This is a genomic window from Cesiribacter sp. SM1, assembly GCF_020178975.1.
GTDB lineage: Bacteria > Bacteroidota > Bacteroidia > Cytophagales > Cyclobacteriaceae > Cesiribacter.
Map to the genome: position 1 here is coordinate 22,113 of NZ_JAHXBU010000093.1, position 15,588 is coordinate 37,700.

A 15,588-nucleotide genomic window follows, 5' to 3' on the forward strand; every position below is an offset into this window, starting at 1 on the left:
GATGATGCAAAGCTCAGAAACTACTGTTGTAAAAAAGTCTAAAGGAGACCTGGCCAAGGAACTTGGCTTCCTTGCCGTGCACCTGATTCCGTTGGCAGCCTTGTTTACTGGGGCTACCCTGTTCGACTGGATGGTATGTATTTTTCTGTATGTGTTCCGCATGTTTTGGATCACAGGTGGCTATCATCGCTATTTCTCGCATAAATCTTATAAAACATCACGCTGGTTTCAGTTTGTGATTGCCTTTATGGCACAAACCAGTGCCCAGAAAGGAGCACTCTGGTGGGCATCGCATCACCGTGTACACCACCGTCACAGCGATCAGCCCGAAGATCCGCACTCAATGAAACTGTATGGTTTCTGGCATTCGCATGTAGGCTGGATTGTAGGTCCCGATCATAAAGAAACCAACTATAAAGTAATTGCCGACTATGCCAAGTATCCAGAGCTGGTGTGGTTAAACAAGCATCACCTGGTGCCGCCAGTTGTGCTGGCCCTGGTGGTAATGGCCCTGGGTGGTATTGTTAATGGTGGCAGCATTACAGAAATGTTTACAACTGCTGGCTTCTCGGCCCTGTTTGTTGGCTTCTTCCTAAGCACAGTGGTGCTGTACCATGGTACCTTCTCCATTAACTCCATCATGCACAAGTTTGGCAACCAGCGCTACGAGTCTGGTGATGAATCCAGGAACAGCTTATGGCTGGCCCTGCTTACCCTTGGCGAAGGCTGGCACAACAACCACCACTACTACGAAGTAGCGGCTCGCCAGGGATTTTTCTGGTGGGAAATTGACCTCACCTACTACGGACTGAAAGTGCTAAGCTGGCTGGGACTTATCTGGGACCTAAGGGGTGTGCCTAAGCACATAAAGTACTCTAAAAATAAAGAGCACGCAAAGCAGCTGGCCAAACAAGCCAAGCAAAAAGAGCTTGAGGTAGAGGCGGCTTAACAGCCAGAGGTGGCTTAACAGCCAGAGGTAGCCTGGGGCCGGCATAAGCATCTTACTTACTAATCAGTTAATAATTAGATATTGTATATAAAAAGCGGGGGGGGAACTCACCGCTTTTTTGTTGGTTAGAAAAATATGAACACACAAAATCCGATAACACCAGAACTGCTTCGGGAGGCAATGTCTTACAGCGAATACATGCAGCTGATTGAAACAGAAATGGAAAAGGGAAGAACCACCGGCACCGATCAGAGTGAATGGCTTGTGGATTACGCCCGCTTAAACCTGCAGCGGATGCAGCGCCTAAATAAAACCGCTGTACTGGTAGAAGAGCTCAGGCAGGCGCTCGATAAGTTACAGCAGCCACAGTTGTGGGTGGTACTTACCGAGGGGTGGTGTGGCGATGCTGCCCAGATTGTACCGGTAATGGCTATGGTGGCAGAATACTCCCACAAAATAGGTCTTAAACTGTTGCTAAGAGACGAGCATCCTGCTGTTATGGATGCTTATCTCACCAATGGCACCCGTTCCATTCCTAAACTTATTGCCCTGGAGCCACAGCAGTTACAGGAGTTAGGCAGCTGGGGGCCCAGACCAAAAGCTGCACAGGCTGTTGTAAATGAATTCAAGAGCAACCCCCAAGGCCGCAGTCAGGAAGATTTTACTTACCTGGTGCACAAATGGTATTCCGATAATAAAACACTGGATACGCAGCACGAGCTAATCGAAAGCCTGCTGGAGTGGGATACAAAAAACAAAAAAGGAGCCTGATGGGCTCCTTTTTCTATGTCAGCAGCATTGCTGTACTTGTGTGCTAGAAACTGTAATTTGTAAAGTCTATGATTACGGCGCTTTCGTGTTCCTGAAAGAAGCGCAGAATTATTTCATAGGGAACAGAGGCATGGTACTGGGTACCATCCTGCAGGGTAATGTGGCACTCATCCTCTCCATGCTCGCATTTTTCTACTGCCTGAATAAAGTTAACATCTATCAACACAGGTTGCAGGGTAGTTGGAGGCTTGATATTGTTCTCTTCGTAAAACTCCGGAGAATGCTCCTCAAAGTTCGGGGCAGAGCACATTACCTGAATCAGATGCCGGGGCGCTGCCGCCGGCCTTCTGTTGTTATTATGGATTGCCATGTAGTGGATCTCGAAAATAGGTGATGGAATGGGTACAGGCCTTATCAGGCTTCTACCCGGTAAAGTTCAGTAAGTTTACCGGCTGCATAATCAACTTCTTCTGCCGTGTTGTACTTACTGAAGGAGAAACGTACGGCCCCGCGGTTGGGGTCGCACTTTATAGCACTCAGCACATGTGAGCCCAGGGAAGAGCCACTGCTGCATGCACTCCCGCCTGAGGCCGATATGCCATTGATATCCAGGTTAAAGAGCAGCATATCGTTATCGTCGGTGGCGGGCAGGCTTACGTTCAGCACAGTATAAAGGCTGCCTTCAAGGTTGGCGCTGTCGCCATTAAAACTAACGCCCGGCAGGTTCTCCTGCAGGCGGCTAATCATGCGTTGCTTAAGGCCGCTAATATGTTGGCGATGGCTTTCCATATCGCGGTAGGCAATTTCCAGCGCTTTGGCCAGGCCTACAATGCCATACACATTTTCGGTGCCACCACGCATGTTGCGTTCCTGTGAGCCACCATGGATGAGCGGGTGTATGCGATGATCGGCATTGATGTACAGGAAACCGGCTCCCTTGGGGCCGTGGAATTTATGTGCCGAGCCCACCAGGTGTTGCAGCTTTAGCTTGCTTAAATCGTGGGTATAATGGCCTACGGTTTGTACTGTATCTGAGTGGAAAATAGCTTCGCGTTCCTGGCACAGGGCACTTACCTTTTCCAGGTCTAGGAGGGTGCCAATCTCGTTGTTGCCGTGCATAAGCGATACCAGGCAGCCAATATGTTTGGCAAGCAGCTTTTCCAGCTGGTCCAGATCGGGGCGGCCTTTCTGGTCAACCTCCAGCATGTGCAGCTCTATTGTTCCGGCTTTGTGCAGGTGCTCCAGGGTATGCAGTACGGCATGGTGCTCGGTTGGCGAGGAGATCACATGCTTTATCTTACCTGTTTCAATGGAGCAGCGCAGGGCCATGTTGTCGGCCTCGGTGCCGCCTGAGGTAAAGAAAATTTCTGCAGGGGCAGCATTCACCAGCTCCGCCACCTTACGGCGTGCCTTTTCGATAGCCGAGCGAACTTCGCGGCCATGGCTGTGTATGGAAGAGGGGTTACCCCACAAGCCCAGCATATAGGGCTGCATAGCCTCAAACACCTCCGGATCCAGGGGTGTGGTAGCAGCATTATCCAGGTATACCCTCATGATGTATTGCTATTCTTGTTTGGTGGAAATTACCTCCTTAATATCAGAAATAATTTTCTTAGAAAGGTGTTCTGCTGTAGCCTGCGATGCAGATTCTGAATAAATACGAATAATAGGCTCTGTGTTAGATTTGCGCAGGTGTACCCATTCGTTCTCAAAATCAATTTTAACACCATCAATGGTATTGATGTCGTGTTTTGAATAGCGCTGCTGGATTTCCTGCAGCACACGGTCTACATCAATATCAGGCGTTAGCTCAATTTTATTTTTAGAGATGTGGTAGTTTGGATATTTGGTGCGCAGCATGGCAGCAGACTTACCCCATTTAGCCAAATGGCTAAGGAAAAGGGCTATGCCAACCAGGGCATCGCGGCCGTAGTGCAGCTCAGGGTAAATAATACCGCCGTTGCCTTCGCCACCGATTACAGCACCGGTTTCCTTCATTTTGTCTACCACGTTTACCTCGCCTACAGCTGCAGCGGCATAGCTGCCCTTGTGTTTTTCGGTAACATCGCGCAGGGCACGAGAGGAAGAAAGGTTAGAAACTGTATTTCCGCCGCCCTGCTGTTCCAGCACATAGTCGGCAACGGCAACCAGGGTATATTCTTCGCCAAAAGGCTCGCCATCATCGCTGATCAGGGCCAGGCGGTCCACATCCGGGTCTACTACGATGCCCAGGTGGTATTTGCCGTTTTTAATCTCGCGGCAAATGTCGCCCAGGTGCTCGGGCAGCGGCTCCGGGTTGTGAGGGAACTGACCATTGGGCTCGCAGAAAAGCTGCTTTACCTGCTTAACGCCTAAGGCTTTCAGTAATTTAGGTACTGCAATGCCTCCGCTGGAGTTAACCGCATCTACCACCACAGAGAAGTTTTTCTTTTTGATGGCTTCCACATCTACCAGCGGCAGTGCAAGAATTTTATTGATGTGCTCATCCAGGTACTGCTCATTCAGCTCGTAATCGCCAAGTTTTTTTACCTCGGCAAAGGTAAAGCTCCTGTCTTCGGCAATTTTAAGTACTTCCTCGCCATCCTTGGCAGAGATAAACTCACCCTTGCCGTTGAGCAGCTTAAGGGCATTCCATTGCACCGGGTTATGCGAAGCAGTAATGATAATACCGCCGCCGGCACCTTCGGCTGTAACAGCCATTTCTACAGTAGGGGTGGTAGACAAGCCAAGATCAACTACACTGATACCCAGGCCCTGCAGGGTGGCACTCACCAGCTTGGAGACCATATCTCCCGACGGTCGGGCATCGCGGCCAATCACTATTTTTGAATTGCCACTTTTATCCTTTATCCAACTGCCAAAAGCAGCTGCAAAGGTTACAACATCTATTGGGGTAAGCGCTTCACCGCTTTGTCCGCCAATAGTTCCTCTAATACCCGAAATTGATTTTATGAGCGCCACGTAAACTTTTTACTTAATGGTAAAATGGAGTGCAAAGGTACAAAAAAATACAGACACCTACGGTAGAAGGCGGTTGGCTTTGCTAAAATTTATTATATTGAATATTGTAAATATTTAACTGCAGAGGGCTAAATATTAGAATTTTGATAAAACCTTTTCTACTTCGTTTTGCGGTTCTTCATCTTTTCCACAGGCTCCCTCGCCTACTTTTTTTCCGCAATAGCCGCAGGTAGCACCTTCTTTATTTAAAAAAGGGCTCTGTGAGGCACAGGTGCCTTTAAACTGTCCGTCTTTTATGAATATAAGCCTTACTGACATCAAAATGAAAAACAACGCCACAAACCCTATTCCCAACAACAAAGTAGCCATAGTCTTATTTATTTTTACAAATTTACGCTCTTTATAGTGAAAACGAATGTTTTTAAAGCAAAGTTTCTAAGCCTATGCCTAAGATAACACCACCGGCCGATGAGCGCCGCCAATATAAACTCGAAGCCTTTGATCGCCTGCTTACCATTATGGATGAACTGCGCTTAAACTGCCCCTGGGATAAGAAACAAACCCTGGAGAGCCTGCGCCACCTCACCATAGAAGAAACCTATGAATTATCGGATGCTATAATTGAACGCGACCTGCAGGAGATTAAAAAAGAGCTGGGTGACCTGATGTTGCACCTGGTATTTTATGCCCGTATTGGCTCCGAAGAAAAGGCTTTTGATATTGGAGATGTGCTGAACAGTGTGTGTGAAAAGCTCATAAACCGGCACCCGCACATATACGGCGATGTAGAAGCCCACGATGATGAAGCCGTAAAAGCCAACTGGGAAAAAATTAAGCTAAAGGAAAAGGGAGCTTCCGATGCACCAAAATCTGTGCTGGGCGGTGTACCCCGTACCCTGCCAGCCCTGGTAAAGGCCATGCGCATACAGGAAAAAGCCCGCGGCGTGGGTTTCGACTGGGAGCGTAAGGAGCAGGTATGGGAAAAGGTAGAAGAGGAGATGCAGGAGTTCAAAGAAGAGTTCAATGCGGCCGGCGATAAGCCCATTGACCAGGAGAAGGCGCAGTCTGAATTCGGCGATCTGCTATTCTCCCTGATTAATTATGCCCGCTTTGCAAATATCAATCCCGAAGAGGCGCTGGAGCGTACTAATAAAAAATTCATACGCCGCTTTCAGTACCTGGAGCAGGCCGCTGCCAAAGCAGGCAAAAGCCTATCAGACATGACACTGGCCGAGATGGATGTGTACTGGGACGAAGCCAAAAAATGGGGTTAATGCAGAAAGGCTGGTGCTATACCGGCCTTTTTTCTGCTCCCTACATTTAGGGTAGAGATTAAAGAGAAACCAAAAATTAGCAGGCGTCCGCTGCAGGTGCTTTCATCATGCCCTGAAATAAAACAGAGGTATGCTTTTTGATGCTCTTCTCTTTTGTAGCATCTTTCAGAATGAATTTCACAGGAAGTATTTTTCTTTGCTTCACAGTATTTCCCCTCTGTTTTGCCGGGGTCCACTTAGTGGCTTCTATTACACGTATGGCCTCATCTTCCAATCCATAGCCAATCATTCGTTCTTTGACCGGCTCTGCAGAAGCTACATTTCCGTTTTCGTCTACGACAAACCTGATATAGACTGTCCCCTCAACTTTTTCCGCTAGTGCTTCTTCCGGGTAGTTTATGTGGCTGAACAGCTGCTGATAAAAAGCGGCCATACCTTCTATTGGCATTGCCTCTTCTTCTACGATATTATAAATACCTGTAGCATCCGGAATAACTGCTGCTATATCGGCTTTTGAAGGATTCTCAGGCATTTCTGCAGGTGGCGGTGGTGGTAGCATTTCATATACCTCCGTAGCATTCGTCGGGCTAGACGAAACCTGCTCTACTTGCTCTTCACAAGCTATGAAAGCAATAAGTGCAGTAGCAAACAGAGAAGTGACAGTAATACGCCATTTCGAGCTGGGTAAGGTGTGTTTTTTGATCATACGAATTCTGTTTATGGTGAATGATTGAAAAAATGTGCTGCTTAGGGGGAGACCTGCCGCAGCCAGACCTTCTTTTGCCATGAGTGCTATGTATGTTGTTTCGGTACCGGAGGTTTTGATAACAGCGGCATCGGCCAGGTGCTCATGGGTCTGGCGCAGGGCATTGTTCAGGAGATAGATGCCCGGATGGAACCACAGCACTACCTGAACCAGCTCGGCCAGCAGCACATCTGCTGAATGTAGCTCCCGGGCATGTGCCTGCTCGTGCTGCAGTACCAGGCTATACTCTTCTGCCGTAGCTATGTGAGTTTTATTAATCACCAGGTAGTGGAAAAATGAAAAAGTGGGATGCGCTCCCTCGGAATGGCTTAGTAGAAACTGCTCTGGTGTAGATTGAAAAGAGAGCTTATTTAGCATAGAGCGGAGCTTCACCAGCCGTACCAGGAATAGCAGCAAAGCAATGCTACTGCCTGTTAGATAGAGTGCGAAAAGCAGTGATAGGGCAGAAGATGCATTATTAGTCTGCTGTGGTGAAAGTACTAGTTCAGGCAGGTATTGTTCCACCTGTGTGATAGAGAGCGTAGTACCTGCAATTTCAGCATTAGCGGGCAATATGGTGCTGATTATGGCTACAAAAGGGTGCAGCAGGCATAACAGCAGGCTACCAACAAGATAAAAGCGGGTAAATCGCAGCAGCTTCTGGTTCTGCAACAATAAGAAGTAGCCCAGCGCCAGCAGCAGCAAAAGCCAGCTGCTCGTGATCAGGTAGTTAAAAAGGCTATTCATCTTCGTTCGGGTTAGAGATGTCTTTCTTTGCGTGCTTCAGCAACTCCTCCAGCTCCTGTACATCCAGGTCGTTGTCCTTGGCAAAAAAACTCACCAGCTTTTGAAATGAGCCGCCAAAGTAATTCGATACCATGCTCCTGAGGTAGAATGAGCGGTACTCATCTTTGCCAATGATGGGGAAATACTGGTATGTTTTTCCAAAAGCCTCGTGGCCCACAAAGCCTTTCGTTTCCAGTATTCTGATGATGGTCGACACCGTATTATAGGCAGGTCTTGGTTCGGGCATTCCTGCTACAATATCTTTGACAAACGCTTTTTCCAGCTTCCATAGATGCTGCATTACCTGCTCTTCTGCTTTTGTTAATTCTTTCATATACAGTGCTGTAATTCTTACTTCATTAAATCTACTAAAATTTTAGTTTAACAACTAAATAATTAGTTGTAAATGTTTAAAGAGATCTGAATTTTAATTTCAGCCTTTTTTGTTTTTCCCTAACAATTATCTTATGTATATTGATGTTGGTGCTCAAATCACAATGCTGCTGGTATAGAATCTGTTTTTTAGGGAGTGAGTAGTGAGGTGAGGAGCAGGTAAATGGAGGTGAACCATTTTTTTCTCACTCTTGAATCTTTAACATAGGATAGGCACTGACACAGGATAGGTAGTAAGCTGGAAGAAGCAGTGTGAATAGGGTGATGGGGGGGAGAGCCTTATATGTTTGGTACAGTACTAAGTTGGTTGAATAGTGCTGCCTGAATGGAAAATGAGAAATAGCTTTTAATACGCTGGAATAAATTTTTATGGTTTGTAACCCCCACCATTATGAAGCTCCATCCCTACAGATTCTTTTTGTGCACCGCTTTTATCCTATTGCTCTTTACTCTTCCCCTGATGGCTCAGAAAGAGGCAGCACCCATTACAGCCAACAGGGCCTTATACCTGGAGCTGGGCGGTAATGGCATTTACTATTCTGTAAACTATGAGCAGATATTCTTTCAAAAGGGAAGCTTTAGGGCTGCTGCAAGAATAGGTGTTAGTGCAGCGCCCAGGAGAGTAGCAGCTAAAAACTACTTCTCGGCCAGTATTCCGCTTGAAGTTACTGCGTTCTGGGGGCGCAAAAATCACTTTGCAGAGCTGGGAGTGGGGTATACGCCCTGGTTGCTCCCCGATACCAGGTTTAACTTAAGCAGGGCAGAGCTTGAGTATGAATCCTACAAAGTAACCTCTATAGTGCCTTTCAGGATAGGGTACCGGTACCAAAAATCGGAAGGGGGCTTCTTCTTCAGAATTGCCTACATGCCAACACTAGATTTTACAGCCGATAGGAACAGCGCCCTGGTGCCCCTGTTTGGTGGCATCAGCATTGGCAAAAGCTTTTAGTACGGGTTGCTTGCTGCAATGTTCTGCAGCGGATTTTTTCCGCCCAGGGTGCCCCATGATTGTAGGGGCCTGAAGCGCGCAAAGAGTTCTTCGCTGTACCAGTTTCGCTGGCGTGTTTTGGCCACTACCTCCCGGTGCTCCTTCATTTTATAGGCAAAGTTATCTACACTTTGTGTATCCTTCCATAGGCTAAATGTGGCCTGCTGCACAATGGGCAGCTCTCCAATGCCGGTTTTAACCAGCAGACCGGGAGCAGTATCTGTAGTCTGGCTAACAGGGGGCACATGCTTTAGAAACTCCAGTAAACGTGGCAGCCTTATGGCAGCCCTGGTTAGTACCGCTACGGGTTCGTGTGCCTGCAGGGGATCGGCCAGGGGAGTAAAAGGATTGTTGCCGGCCCAGGCGCCTTTAGAAACAACCGGCTGCATCAGCACCGACCATACTTCCTTGCTCCTTTGTTGAAGGCCCTGTGCCAGCAGCGATACCTTCATGAAATTATGGGCATCTTCCGCTCTCTGCCAGCAGGTGAGCAGGGCATACTGCCTCAGGTTAGGGAGTAAGAAACCCCTGCCTCCCCCGGTACCCAGCATCAAACCAAAAGGCATGCGTTCGCTGGTGGTAAGCAGCCTGGAATAAGTGCCCATGGTTTTAAAAGCCCAGAATTTGTTACCCTCCCTAAGCTGAAAAAGAGAAAACAGCACCCAGGGAGGAGATACGGAAAAAGGATGGCGTGAAGAAAAAGTCATGTTACAATAGAACGCCGGAGCTGATATGCATGTTTATGAACAAATTCATGTTTGATAAAAATAGCACGTTTTTTGCAGCGTTTGCGTTAATATTGAAACACAAAAGGCTTATTTTCTATGACTCATATAAAGCAACTGCTTGTGCTGTTTGTATTGTGCCTGCTTACAGTTACTGCAACGGCACAGATGAACCGCGACATGTGGTTTAAAGGCACTGTAGAGCTGGAAGGAGGAGAGCGCCTTTCAGGAAAACTCAGCTATTATTCAGATTTTAAAGCAGCACTGCTGCAAATCCAAACAGGTGGCAAAACTCTCTCTTACGATGCCAACCAGGTGGTTTCCTTCAGGTTCTACGACGAAGAGCTGGGCATAACCCGTACATTTTACTCCCTGCCCTACTCGCCAGGCGATAGCAGGCACCAGGTAATGCTGTTTTTTGAAGCGCTGCTGGAGGGCGGGCATTTATCTGCACTAAGCAAAACAGAATTCAGAACAGAAACCAGGCATAATAATATGCCCTACACCTATAGAGGCTACTACATTCCAACCTGGTACGACAGAACCAGTATGCGTAATTATACAATAGTGGTGCCTTACGAAACGCTTTACCTGGTAACGCCTAACAGCTCTATTGAACCTTACAGCATGCCTACCTCAATGGCCAGCAAAGAGGTAAGGTTCAGAAAACCTGATCCGGAATTGTTCATGAGGCTGGTAAAGGATCGCCGGGCACAGGTAGAGGCCTACATTGAAAAAAATAAACTGGACATTCGCAGGCGCTCTGATTTGCTGCATGCCATTAACTACTATAACCAGATCAAAGACCAGTCGCAGTAAAAATTAGCTGTAGTCACTTAGTTTTTAGGCTGGTGGTCTTATATGAACAAAGCAGAAAGGTGCTTCCTTTCTGCTTTGTTTTTTTAGAGATACATGAATCTTATTCTTGATTACTCCGTCCAGCTCATGGGGTAGTTTTCATCTATGTATGCCATGCCTTCTTCTGTGAGCGACAGGGGGCGGAAGGTATCTACCATTACAGCATATTCGTGGGTTTCTTTTTTGCCAATGCTTTTTTCTACGGTGCCCGGGTGCGGGCCGTGTGGTAAGCCACCGGGGTGCAGGGTAAAGGAGCCGCGGTCAATGCCTTTCCGGCTCATAAAATCGCCCTCGGCATAAAACAGCACCTCGTCAGAATCGATATTAGAGTGATTGTAAGGGGCCGGGATTGCCAGTGGGTGGTAATCGAACAGGCGTGGCACAAAAGAACAGATTACAAATCCGCTGCTCTGGAAGGTTTGGTGCACCGGTGGTGGCTGGTGTATGCGGCCGGTTATCGGCTCAAAGTCGTAGATGGAGAAGGCAAAAGGGTAGAGGTAGCCATCCCAGCCAACCAGGTCCATGGGGCTGTGCTCGTAGTGATACTGGTGCAGGTAATCGCTTTTCTTGATCTTCACCAGGTAGTCTCCTTTGTCTGTTACGGTTAGCAGCTCATGGGGCGGGCGTATGTCGCGCTCGCTAAAGGGGCTGTGCTCCAGTAGTTGCCCCAGCTCATTGCGGTAGCGGTTTGGTGTTTCAATAGGGCTGGCCGATTCTACCACCAGCAGCCGTACCATTTCCACACTACTATCGAACTCAAACTTATAAATGGTGGTGCGGGGAATCACTACATAATCGCCTTTGCGAACATCCAGCACACCAAACTGGGAGAGCAGGTGTCCGTTGCCATCATGGATATAGATTACCTCATCGGCCTCGGCATTTTTGTAGAAGTAGCTCATGCTGTTGCCTGCAGGCAGGTTGCAGATGCCAATACCAACATCGGCATTTTTCATCAACATGCGGCGGCCCTGCAGGTAATCGCTGCCAGTAAGTCCCTCGCCGGCTGTTTTAAGGTGTGTTTGCAGAAGGGGATAATCTGCCCGTATTCTGGAGCCAAAGGGCTGTGGTTTGCCTACCTGCTTTACCCGTGTGGGCGGATACACATGGTAGAGGTTAGAGTAAATTCCCGAGAAGCCCCGCGAACTTACAAGCTCCTCGGCATAAAGGCTGCCATCGGGTTGCCTGAACTGCGTATGTCGTTTTGGGGGAACATTGCCTCTTCTGCAGTAAAACATAGTTTTAAGATTTGGTAGTGAGTGGTTGGTTAAAGCATTTTACACAGCATTTCCGGATCTTTATCAACAAAAAGGCGGGAGCTACCGGTAACCTGCTCGATCAGGCATGTGCATTTACAACAAAAAATAAAATGCCCTGCTTACCAAAGGAGAAAAAAAGCTCTAAAAAATAAAAGGACAACAGTATAAAAATAATACTGTTGTCCTTACTGTTCACTCTTGATTTCTATCCTCTATCAATCATTACTGGCCAGCTCGGCAGCCTGATCGAAGTGCTGCAGGGCCTGTTGAAAGATTCTGCTGGTTTGGTTATAAATCGGGTAATAGCCGTTGTTGTTCCAGATATTGCGGGCCATTACTGCCTTAACCTGTGTACGCAGCAGTTCTTTTGAGCGGTCAAAGCCTTCTTCATCAAACTCCACACCCTCTCGCTCGCCCAGTTTCACCAGATCTCGGAGCATGGCATCCGTTACGCGGAAGTGGTTGTAGAATTCTTTATAACCCATTTTTACCAGCTTGTTGCGGTGGTTTTCTGTATAGTTAAGGGTAAATTCATTTACCACGTTGCTCAGGTACAGCTTGCTTAAGTATGTGCTGTTCTGGGTAGTATCCAGTGGAACAAACACATCGGGCATAATGCCGCCACCGCCATATACCACACGGCCTTTGCGGGTTTCATAACGCAGGGTATCACTAAAGCGGATGCTGTCGGCAGAAAAGTATTCGCCATGCTCATAGCGCTCCTTCAGGTCACTGCCATACTCTTTGCCGGAGCCATAAGGCTTTTGAATGGAGCGTCCGCTTGGCGTGTAGTAGCGCGAAATGGTAAGGCGCAGTTCAGATCCGTCGTTCAGGCCAATTGGCATTTGCACCAGGCCTTTGCCAAAACTGCGGCGGCCAACAATCAGGGCGCGGTCGTTATCCTGCAGGGCGCCTGCCACAATTTCAGAGGCAGAGGCGCTACCCTCGTTGATCAGCACAATTACAGGTTGCTCCTCAAAACGGCCGGTGCGCTGCCCGCGTGACTGCGAGTCGTAGCGGCTTTTCTTGCCATCGGTATACACAATCATTTTATTGCCGCTGATAAACTCATCGGCCATGTTTACGGCACGATCCATATAACCGCCGGGGTTGTCCTGCAGGTCCAGGATTAGCTTTTGCATGCCCTGGGCCATCAGGGTATCTACGGCAGTGCGGAATTCGTTGTAGGTGGTCGCAGCAAAGCGGGTAACTTTAATATAGCCTACCTCATCGTTTACCATATAGCTGGCAGCAATGGAGTGCTGCGGAATTTTATCGCGTACAACGGTAAATTTCTGAACCTTGTCTTTTCCCCTGCGGAGCACGCCCAGCTCTACCTTGCTTCCCTTGGCGCCGCGCAGCAGGTTAAATACTTCTTTATTGCTGATGTTGGTACCAGCTACATTTTTGCCATCTACCTGCACAATGCGGTCGTTTGGTTGCAGGCCGGCAATTTCGGAGGGGCCGCCTGCCAGTGGGGCCACAACCACAATGGTATCCCTGATGAGGTTAAACTCTACACCAATGCCATCGAACTGACCCTCCAGCTGGGCTTTAGACATTTGTAGTTCTTCCTTTGGAATATACACAGAGTGTGGGTCCAGTTTTTCCAGCATTCCGTTAATGGCATCTTCCACCATAGATTCGGTATTCACCTCATCTACATAATAGCGGTCAATGTGGGTAACAATTTCCCTGAACTTAAGCAGGCTGTTAAAAGGATTGCTGCCCGGGCCACTGCCGGCAATGGTGGTGCCCAGCAGCAAGCCAACGGCAACACCCAGAAAAACGAAAAGAGGTAATTTAGCGGCTGATTTAGTGTTTTTTTGCATAGGTTTATCTTCAGGGCTTGTGCAGCTGCAGAAAAGCATCTGCCTGCTGGTTAATGCCTTTTAAATTTCTTATATTAATAATACTGAAAAGGGAGCATGTATATATTTTTTAACACATGCTGCGGCAGGATCGTTTTCTCCAAAACAAATTTTATGTTAAAGCGATTTTTCTTCTAAGGAAGTTAAGTTTTTACGGGCAGCTAAAAAAGCTTCTTTTGCTTTAAAACATGCACCGGCTCGCTTCTTCCTATTAACGAATGCTTTACCAAATTTTATACCACAAACAAAAGGGTTTTTGTATATTTACTTTTCTAAACGAGTTGCCAGGTGAGCTACGACAAGTCAAAGATTGCAGAGTTAATTGAAAAGAACTACGTGTTTGCGTCGGTGCTATATTACTTTGGCATAGAATTTTACGATTATTCAGAGCAAACACTGGAGCAGGTGTGCCGGCAGCGGGGCCTGCGTGTGGAGCAGGTAATCAGCAGCTTGGAGTCTGCTGCCACACAGCAGCCCGAGGTACCTAACCTTAGCAGTGTTCCTGTAGATATCATCATTGCCTATCTTAAGCACACGCATTATATTTTTGTGAAGCATAAGCTTCCCTACATTGCACGCCTTATACAGGAGCTTAAGCCCGGCGACCTGGTAAATTCTGCAGCAGCCGAAGATCTTAAGTTTATTTTTCCGCTCTATGTAGAAGATTTTATCCGGCACATTTACAAAGAAGAGGATACGCTTTTTACCTATATTTTGCAGCTGCATAAGGCAAATGGGGGCGATTTTCATCCCGGAAAGCTCTTTTTCATGATGGAGCAGAATGCAATTGAAGAATTTGCCGTGGAGCACGACTGCCACGACGATGAAATGGAAGGCATCAGGGCCCTTACCCAAAACTATGCAATTACAGACCAGACCAGTCTGCTGGTAAAAGTGGTCTACAGGGAGCTGCAGTCTTTCGAAGAAAACCTCAAAACCCACGCCCACATCGAAGATGAAATTCTTTTTCCAAAGGCCCTGGCGCTGGAGAAAAACATCAAGCAGAAATGGCGCAGCCTTATTACCCTTAATTAATAGCACATGGCGCGTATTATGGCTGTTGATTATGGTGCCAAGCGGGTAGGCCTGGCCGTTACCGATCCACTGCAAATTATTGCCACCCCCCTGGATACGGTGCACAGCAAAGATCTGATGGAGTTCATCAGAAAATACATTCAGCAAGAAGTAGTGGAGGCCTTTGTAGTAGGGATGCCCAGGCACCTGGATAGCAGCGATACCACTGCAACAGCCGGCGCTAAAGGATGTGTTACCCTGCTGCGCAAGCATTTTCCACAGATTCCCGTACATTTGCATGATGAGCGCTTTACCTCACGCATGGCCCAGCAATCCATACTGGCCGGCGGAGCAAAGAAAAAAGACCGGCAGAACAAGGAGCTGGTCGATAAAGTGAGTGCCGCCATTATTTTACAATCATTTCTGGAAAGCAAAGCAATACGATGATTTATCCCATAGTAGTATATGGCGATCCGGTGCTGAAAAAGCGTGCCGAAGATATAGAAAAGGAGAGCCTGGACGTAAAAACCCTGGCTGCCGATATGTTTGAAACCATGTATGCAGCTAGCGGTGTTGGCCTGGCCGCCCCGCAAATAGGTAAAAGCATACGCATGTTTGTGGTAGATGGTGAGCCCATGGATGAGGAGCTGAAGGGTTTTAAAAAGGTCTTCATTAACCCGCAGATCCTCGGGGAAGAGGGTGAGGAGTGGGCTTTTGAAGAAGGCTGCCTGAGCATTCCCGGCATCAGGGCCGATGTGTTCAGGCCTGAAAAAGTACGGGTACATTATTTTGACGAAGACTGGAACGAGCACGAAGAAACCTTTGAAGGTGTAGCCGCCCGTATTATTCAGCACGAATACGATCATATTGAGGGAGTGTTGTTTACTGACTATTTGAGTGGCCTGAAGAAGCGCCTGCTGCAGAGCAAGCTGCAGAACATCAGTAAGGGGCAGGTGAAAACAGATTACCGGATTCAGATTCCTAAAAAATAACT

General features: G+C 47.7%; 17 protein-coding genes. 8 read left to right on the plus strand and 9 right to left on the minus strand.

Going from position 1 to position 15,588, the window contains the following annotated elements; all coding sequences use genetic code 11:
* Position 1: 1 nt before the first annotated feature.
* Positions 2-949 (plus strand): acyl-CoA desaturase, encoded by a 948-nt coding sequence (locus KWJ01_RS21985; protein WP_224999278.1) that lies wholly within the window; start codon positions 2-4, stop codon positions 947-949.
* 135 nt (positions 950-1,084) lie between these two features.
* The gene (locus KWJ01_RS21990) at positions 1,085-1,720 is read left to right on the plus strand and encodes a thioredoxin family protein (RefSeq protein ID WP_224999279.1); all 636 of its coding nucleotides are present in this window, start codon (positions 1,085-1,087) and stop codon (positions 1,718-1,720) included.
* Positions 1,721-1,763: 43 nt separating this feature from the next.
* Here the strand turns inward: KWJ01_RS21990 and KWJ01_RS21995 are convergent, their stop codons facing one another.
* The 4 genes from KWJ01_RS21995 to KWJ01_RS22010 all read right to left on the minus strand — a co-directional run bounded on the left by KWJ01_RS21995 (position 1,764) and on the right by KWJ01_RS22010 (position 5,050).
* Positions 1,764-2,090 carry a hypothetical protein gene (locus KWJ01_RS21995; RefSeq protein WP_224999280.1) on the minus strand — a complete coding sequence of 109 codons (327 nt, stop codon included), beginning with the start codon at positions 2,088-2,090 and terminating at the stop codon, positions 1,764-1,766.
* Positions 2,091-2,134: 44 nt separating this feature from the next.
* Complete coding sequence (locus KWJ01_RS22000; protein ID WP_224999281.1) at positions 2,135-3,274, minus strand: cysteine desulfurase family protein; 1,140 nt, start codon at positions 3,272-3,274, stop codon at positions 2,135-2,137.
* A 9-nt stretch (positions 3,275-3,283) separates the two neighbouring features.
* Positions 3,284-4,681 (minus strand): phosphoglucosamine mutase, encoded by a 1,398-nt coding sequence (glmM, locus tag KWJ01_RS22005; RefSeq protein WP_224999282.1) that lies wholly within the window; start codon positions 4,679-4,681, stop codon positions 3,284-3,286.
* Positions 4,682-4,816: 135 nt separating this feature from the next.
* Positions 4,817-5,050: a hypothetical protein gene (locus tag KWJ01_RS22010; RefSeq protein ID WP_224999283.1), complete on the minus strand. Its 234-nt coding sequence runs from the start codon at positions 5,048-5,050 to the stop codon at positions 4,817-4,819.
* A 74-nt stretch (positions 5,051-5,124) separates the two neighbouring features.
* Here KWJ01_RS22010 and mazG point away from each other — a divergent pair, with 74 nt between their 5' ends.
* Positions 5,125-5,955 carry a nucleoside triphosphate pyrophosphohydrolase gene (gene mazG / locus KWJ01_RS22015; RefSeq protein ID WP_224999284.1) on the plus strand — a complete coding sequence of 277 codons (831 nt, stop codon included), beginning with the start codon at positions 5,125-5,127 and terminating at the stop codon, positions 5,953-5,955.
* A gap of 76 nt (positions 5,956-6,031) precedes the next feature.
* Here the strand turns inward: mazG and KWJ01_RS22020 are convergent, their stop codons facing one another.
* Positions 6,032-7,447, minus strand: coding sequence for a TonB family protein (locus KWJ01_RS22020; RefSeq protein ID WP_224999285.1), 1,416 nt, complete (start codon positions 7,445-7,447; stop codon positions 6,032-6,034).
* Complete coding sequence (locus KWJ01_RS22025; protein WP_224999286.1) at positions 7,440-7,820, minus strand: BlaI/MecI/CopY family transcriptional regulator; 381 nt, start codon at positions 7,818-7,820, stop codon at positions 7,440-7,442. The genes KWJ01_RS22020 and KWJ01_RS22025 overlap by 8 nt, the downstream gene beginning before the upstream one ends.
* 519 nt (positions 7,821-8,339) lie before the next feature.
* On the opposite strand from KWJ01_RS22025, the gene KWJ01_RS22030 reads away from it, so the two are divergent.
* On the plus strand, positions 8,340-8,828 hold the full coding sequence (locus KWJ01_RS22030; RefSeq protein WP_224999287.1) for a hypothetical protein: 489 nt from the start codon (positions 8,340-8,342) through the stop codon (positions 8,826-8,828).
* Here the strand turns inward: KWJ01_RS22030 and KWJ01_RS22035 are convergent.
* Entirely contained in the window at positions 8,825-9,574 is a 750-nt protein-coding gene (locus KWJ01_RS22035; RefSeq protein WP_224999288.1) for a DUF3291 domain-containing protein, read from the minus strand. The two genes, KWJ01_RS22030 and KWJ01_RS22035, sit on opposite strands and share 4 nt — an antisense overlap.
* 117 nt (positions 9,575-9,691) lie before the next feature.
* On the opposite strand from KWJ01_RS22035, the gene KWJ01_RS22040 reads away from it, so the two are divergent.
* Entirely contained in the window at positions 9,692-10,411 is a 720-nt protein-coding gene (locus tag KWJ01_RS22040; protein WP_224999289.1) for a hypothetical protein, read from the plus strand.
* Positions 10,412-10,521: 110 nt separating this feature from the next.
* On the opposite strand, the gene KWJ01_RS22045 is transcribed toward KWJ01_RS22040, so the two are convergent.
* Both KWJ01_RS22045 and KWJ01_RS22050 read right to left on the minus strand, forming a co-directional pair.
* The gene (locus KWJ01_RS22045; RefSeq protein ID WP_224999290.1) at positions 10,522-11,688 is read right to left on the minus strand and encodes a homogentisate 1,2-dioxygenase; all 1,167 of its coding nucleotides are present in this window, start codon (positions 11,686-11,688) and stop codon (positions 10,522-10,524) included.
* Between the two features lie 236 nt (positions 11,689-11,924).
* The gene (locus KWJ01_RS22050; protein ID WP_224999291.1) at positions 11,925-13,541 is read right to left on the minus strand and encodes a S41 family peptidase; all 1,617 of its coding nucleotides are present in this window, start codon (positions 13,539-13,541) and stop codon (positions 11,925-11,927) included.
* Between the two features lie 327 nt (positions 13,542-13,868).
* Between KWJ01_RS22050 and KWJ01_RS22055 the strand changes: the two genes are divergently transcribed.
* Genes KWJ01_RS22055 through def form a run of 3 tightly spaced genes read left to right on the plus strand, consistent with a single transcriptional unit; the run spans position 13,869 to position 15,586 of the window.
* Positions 13,869-14,615 (plus strand): hemerythrin domain-containing protein, encoded by a 747-nt coding sequence (locus tag KWJ01_RS22055; RefSeq protein ID WP_224999292.1) that lies wholly within the window; start codon positions 13,869-13,871, stop codon positions 14,613-14,615.
* 6 nt (positions 14,616-14,621) lie between these two features.
* Positions 14,622-15,041: a Holliday junction resolvase RuvX gene (gene ruvX / locus KWJ01_RS22060; RefSeq protein WP_224999293.1), complete on the plus strand. Its 420-nt coding sequence runs from the start codon at positions 14,622-14,624 to the stop codon at positions 15,039-15,041.
* Positions 15,038-15,586, plus strand: coding sequence for a peptide deformylase (gene def / locus KWJ01_RS22065; RefSeq protein ID WP_224999294.1), 549 nt, complete (start codon positions 15,038-15,040; stop codon positions 15,584-15,586). Before ruvX ends, def begins: the two co-directional genes overlap by 4 nt.
* Positions 15,587-15,588: the final 2 nt, after the last annotated feature.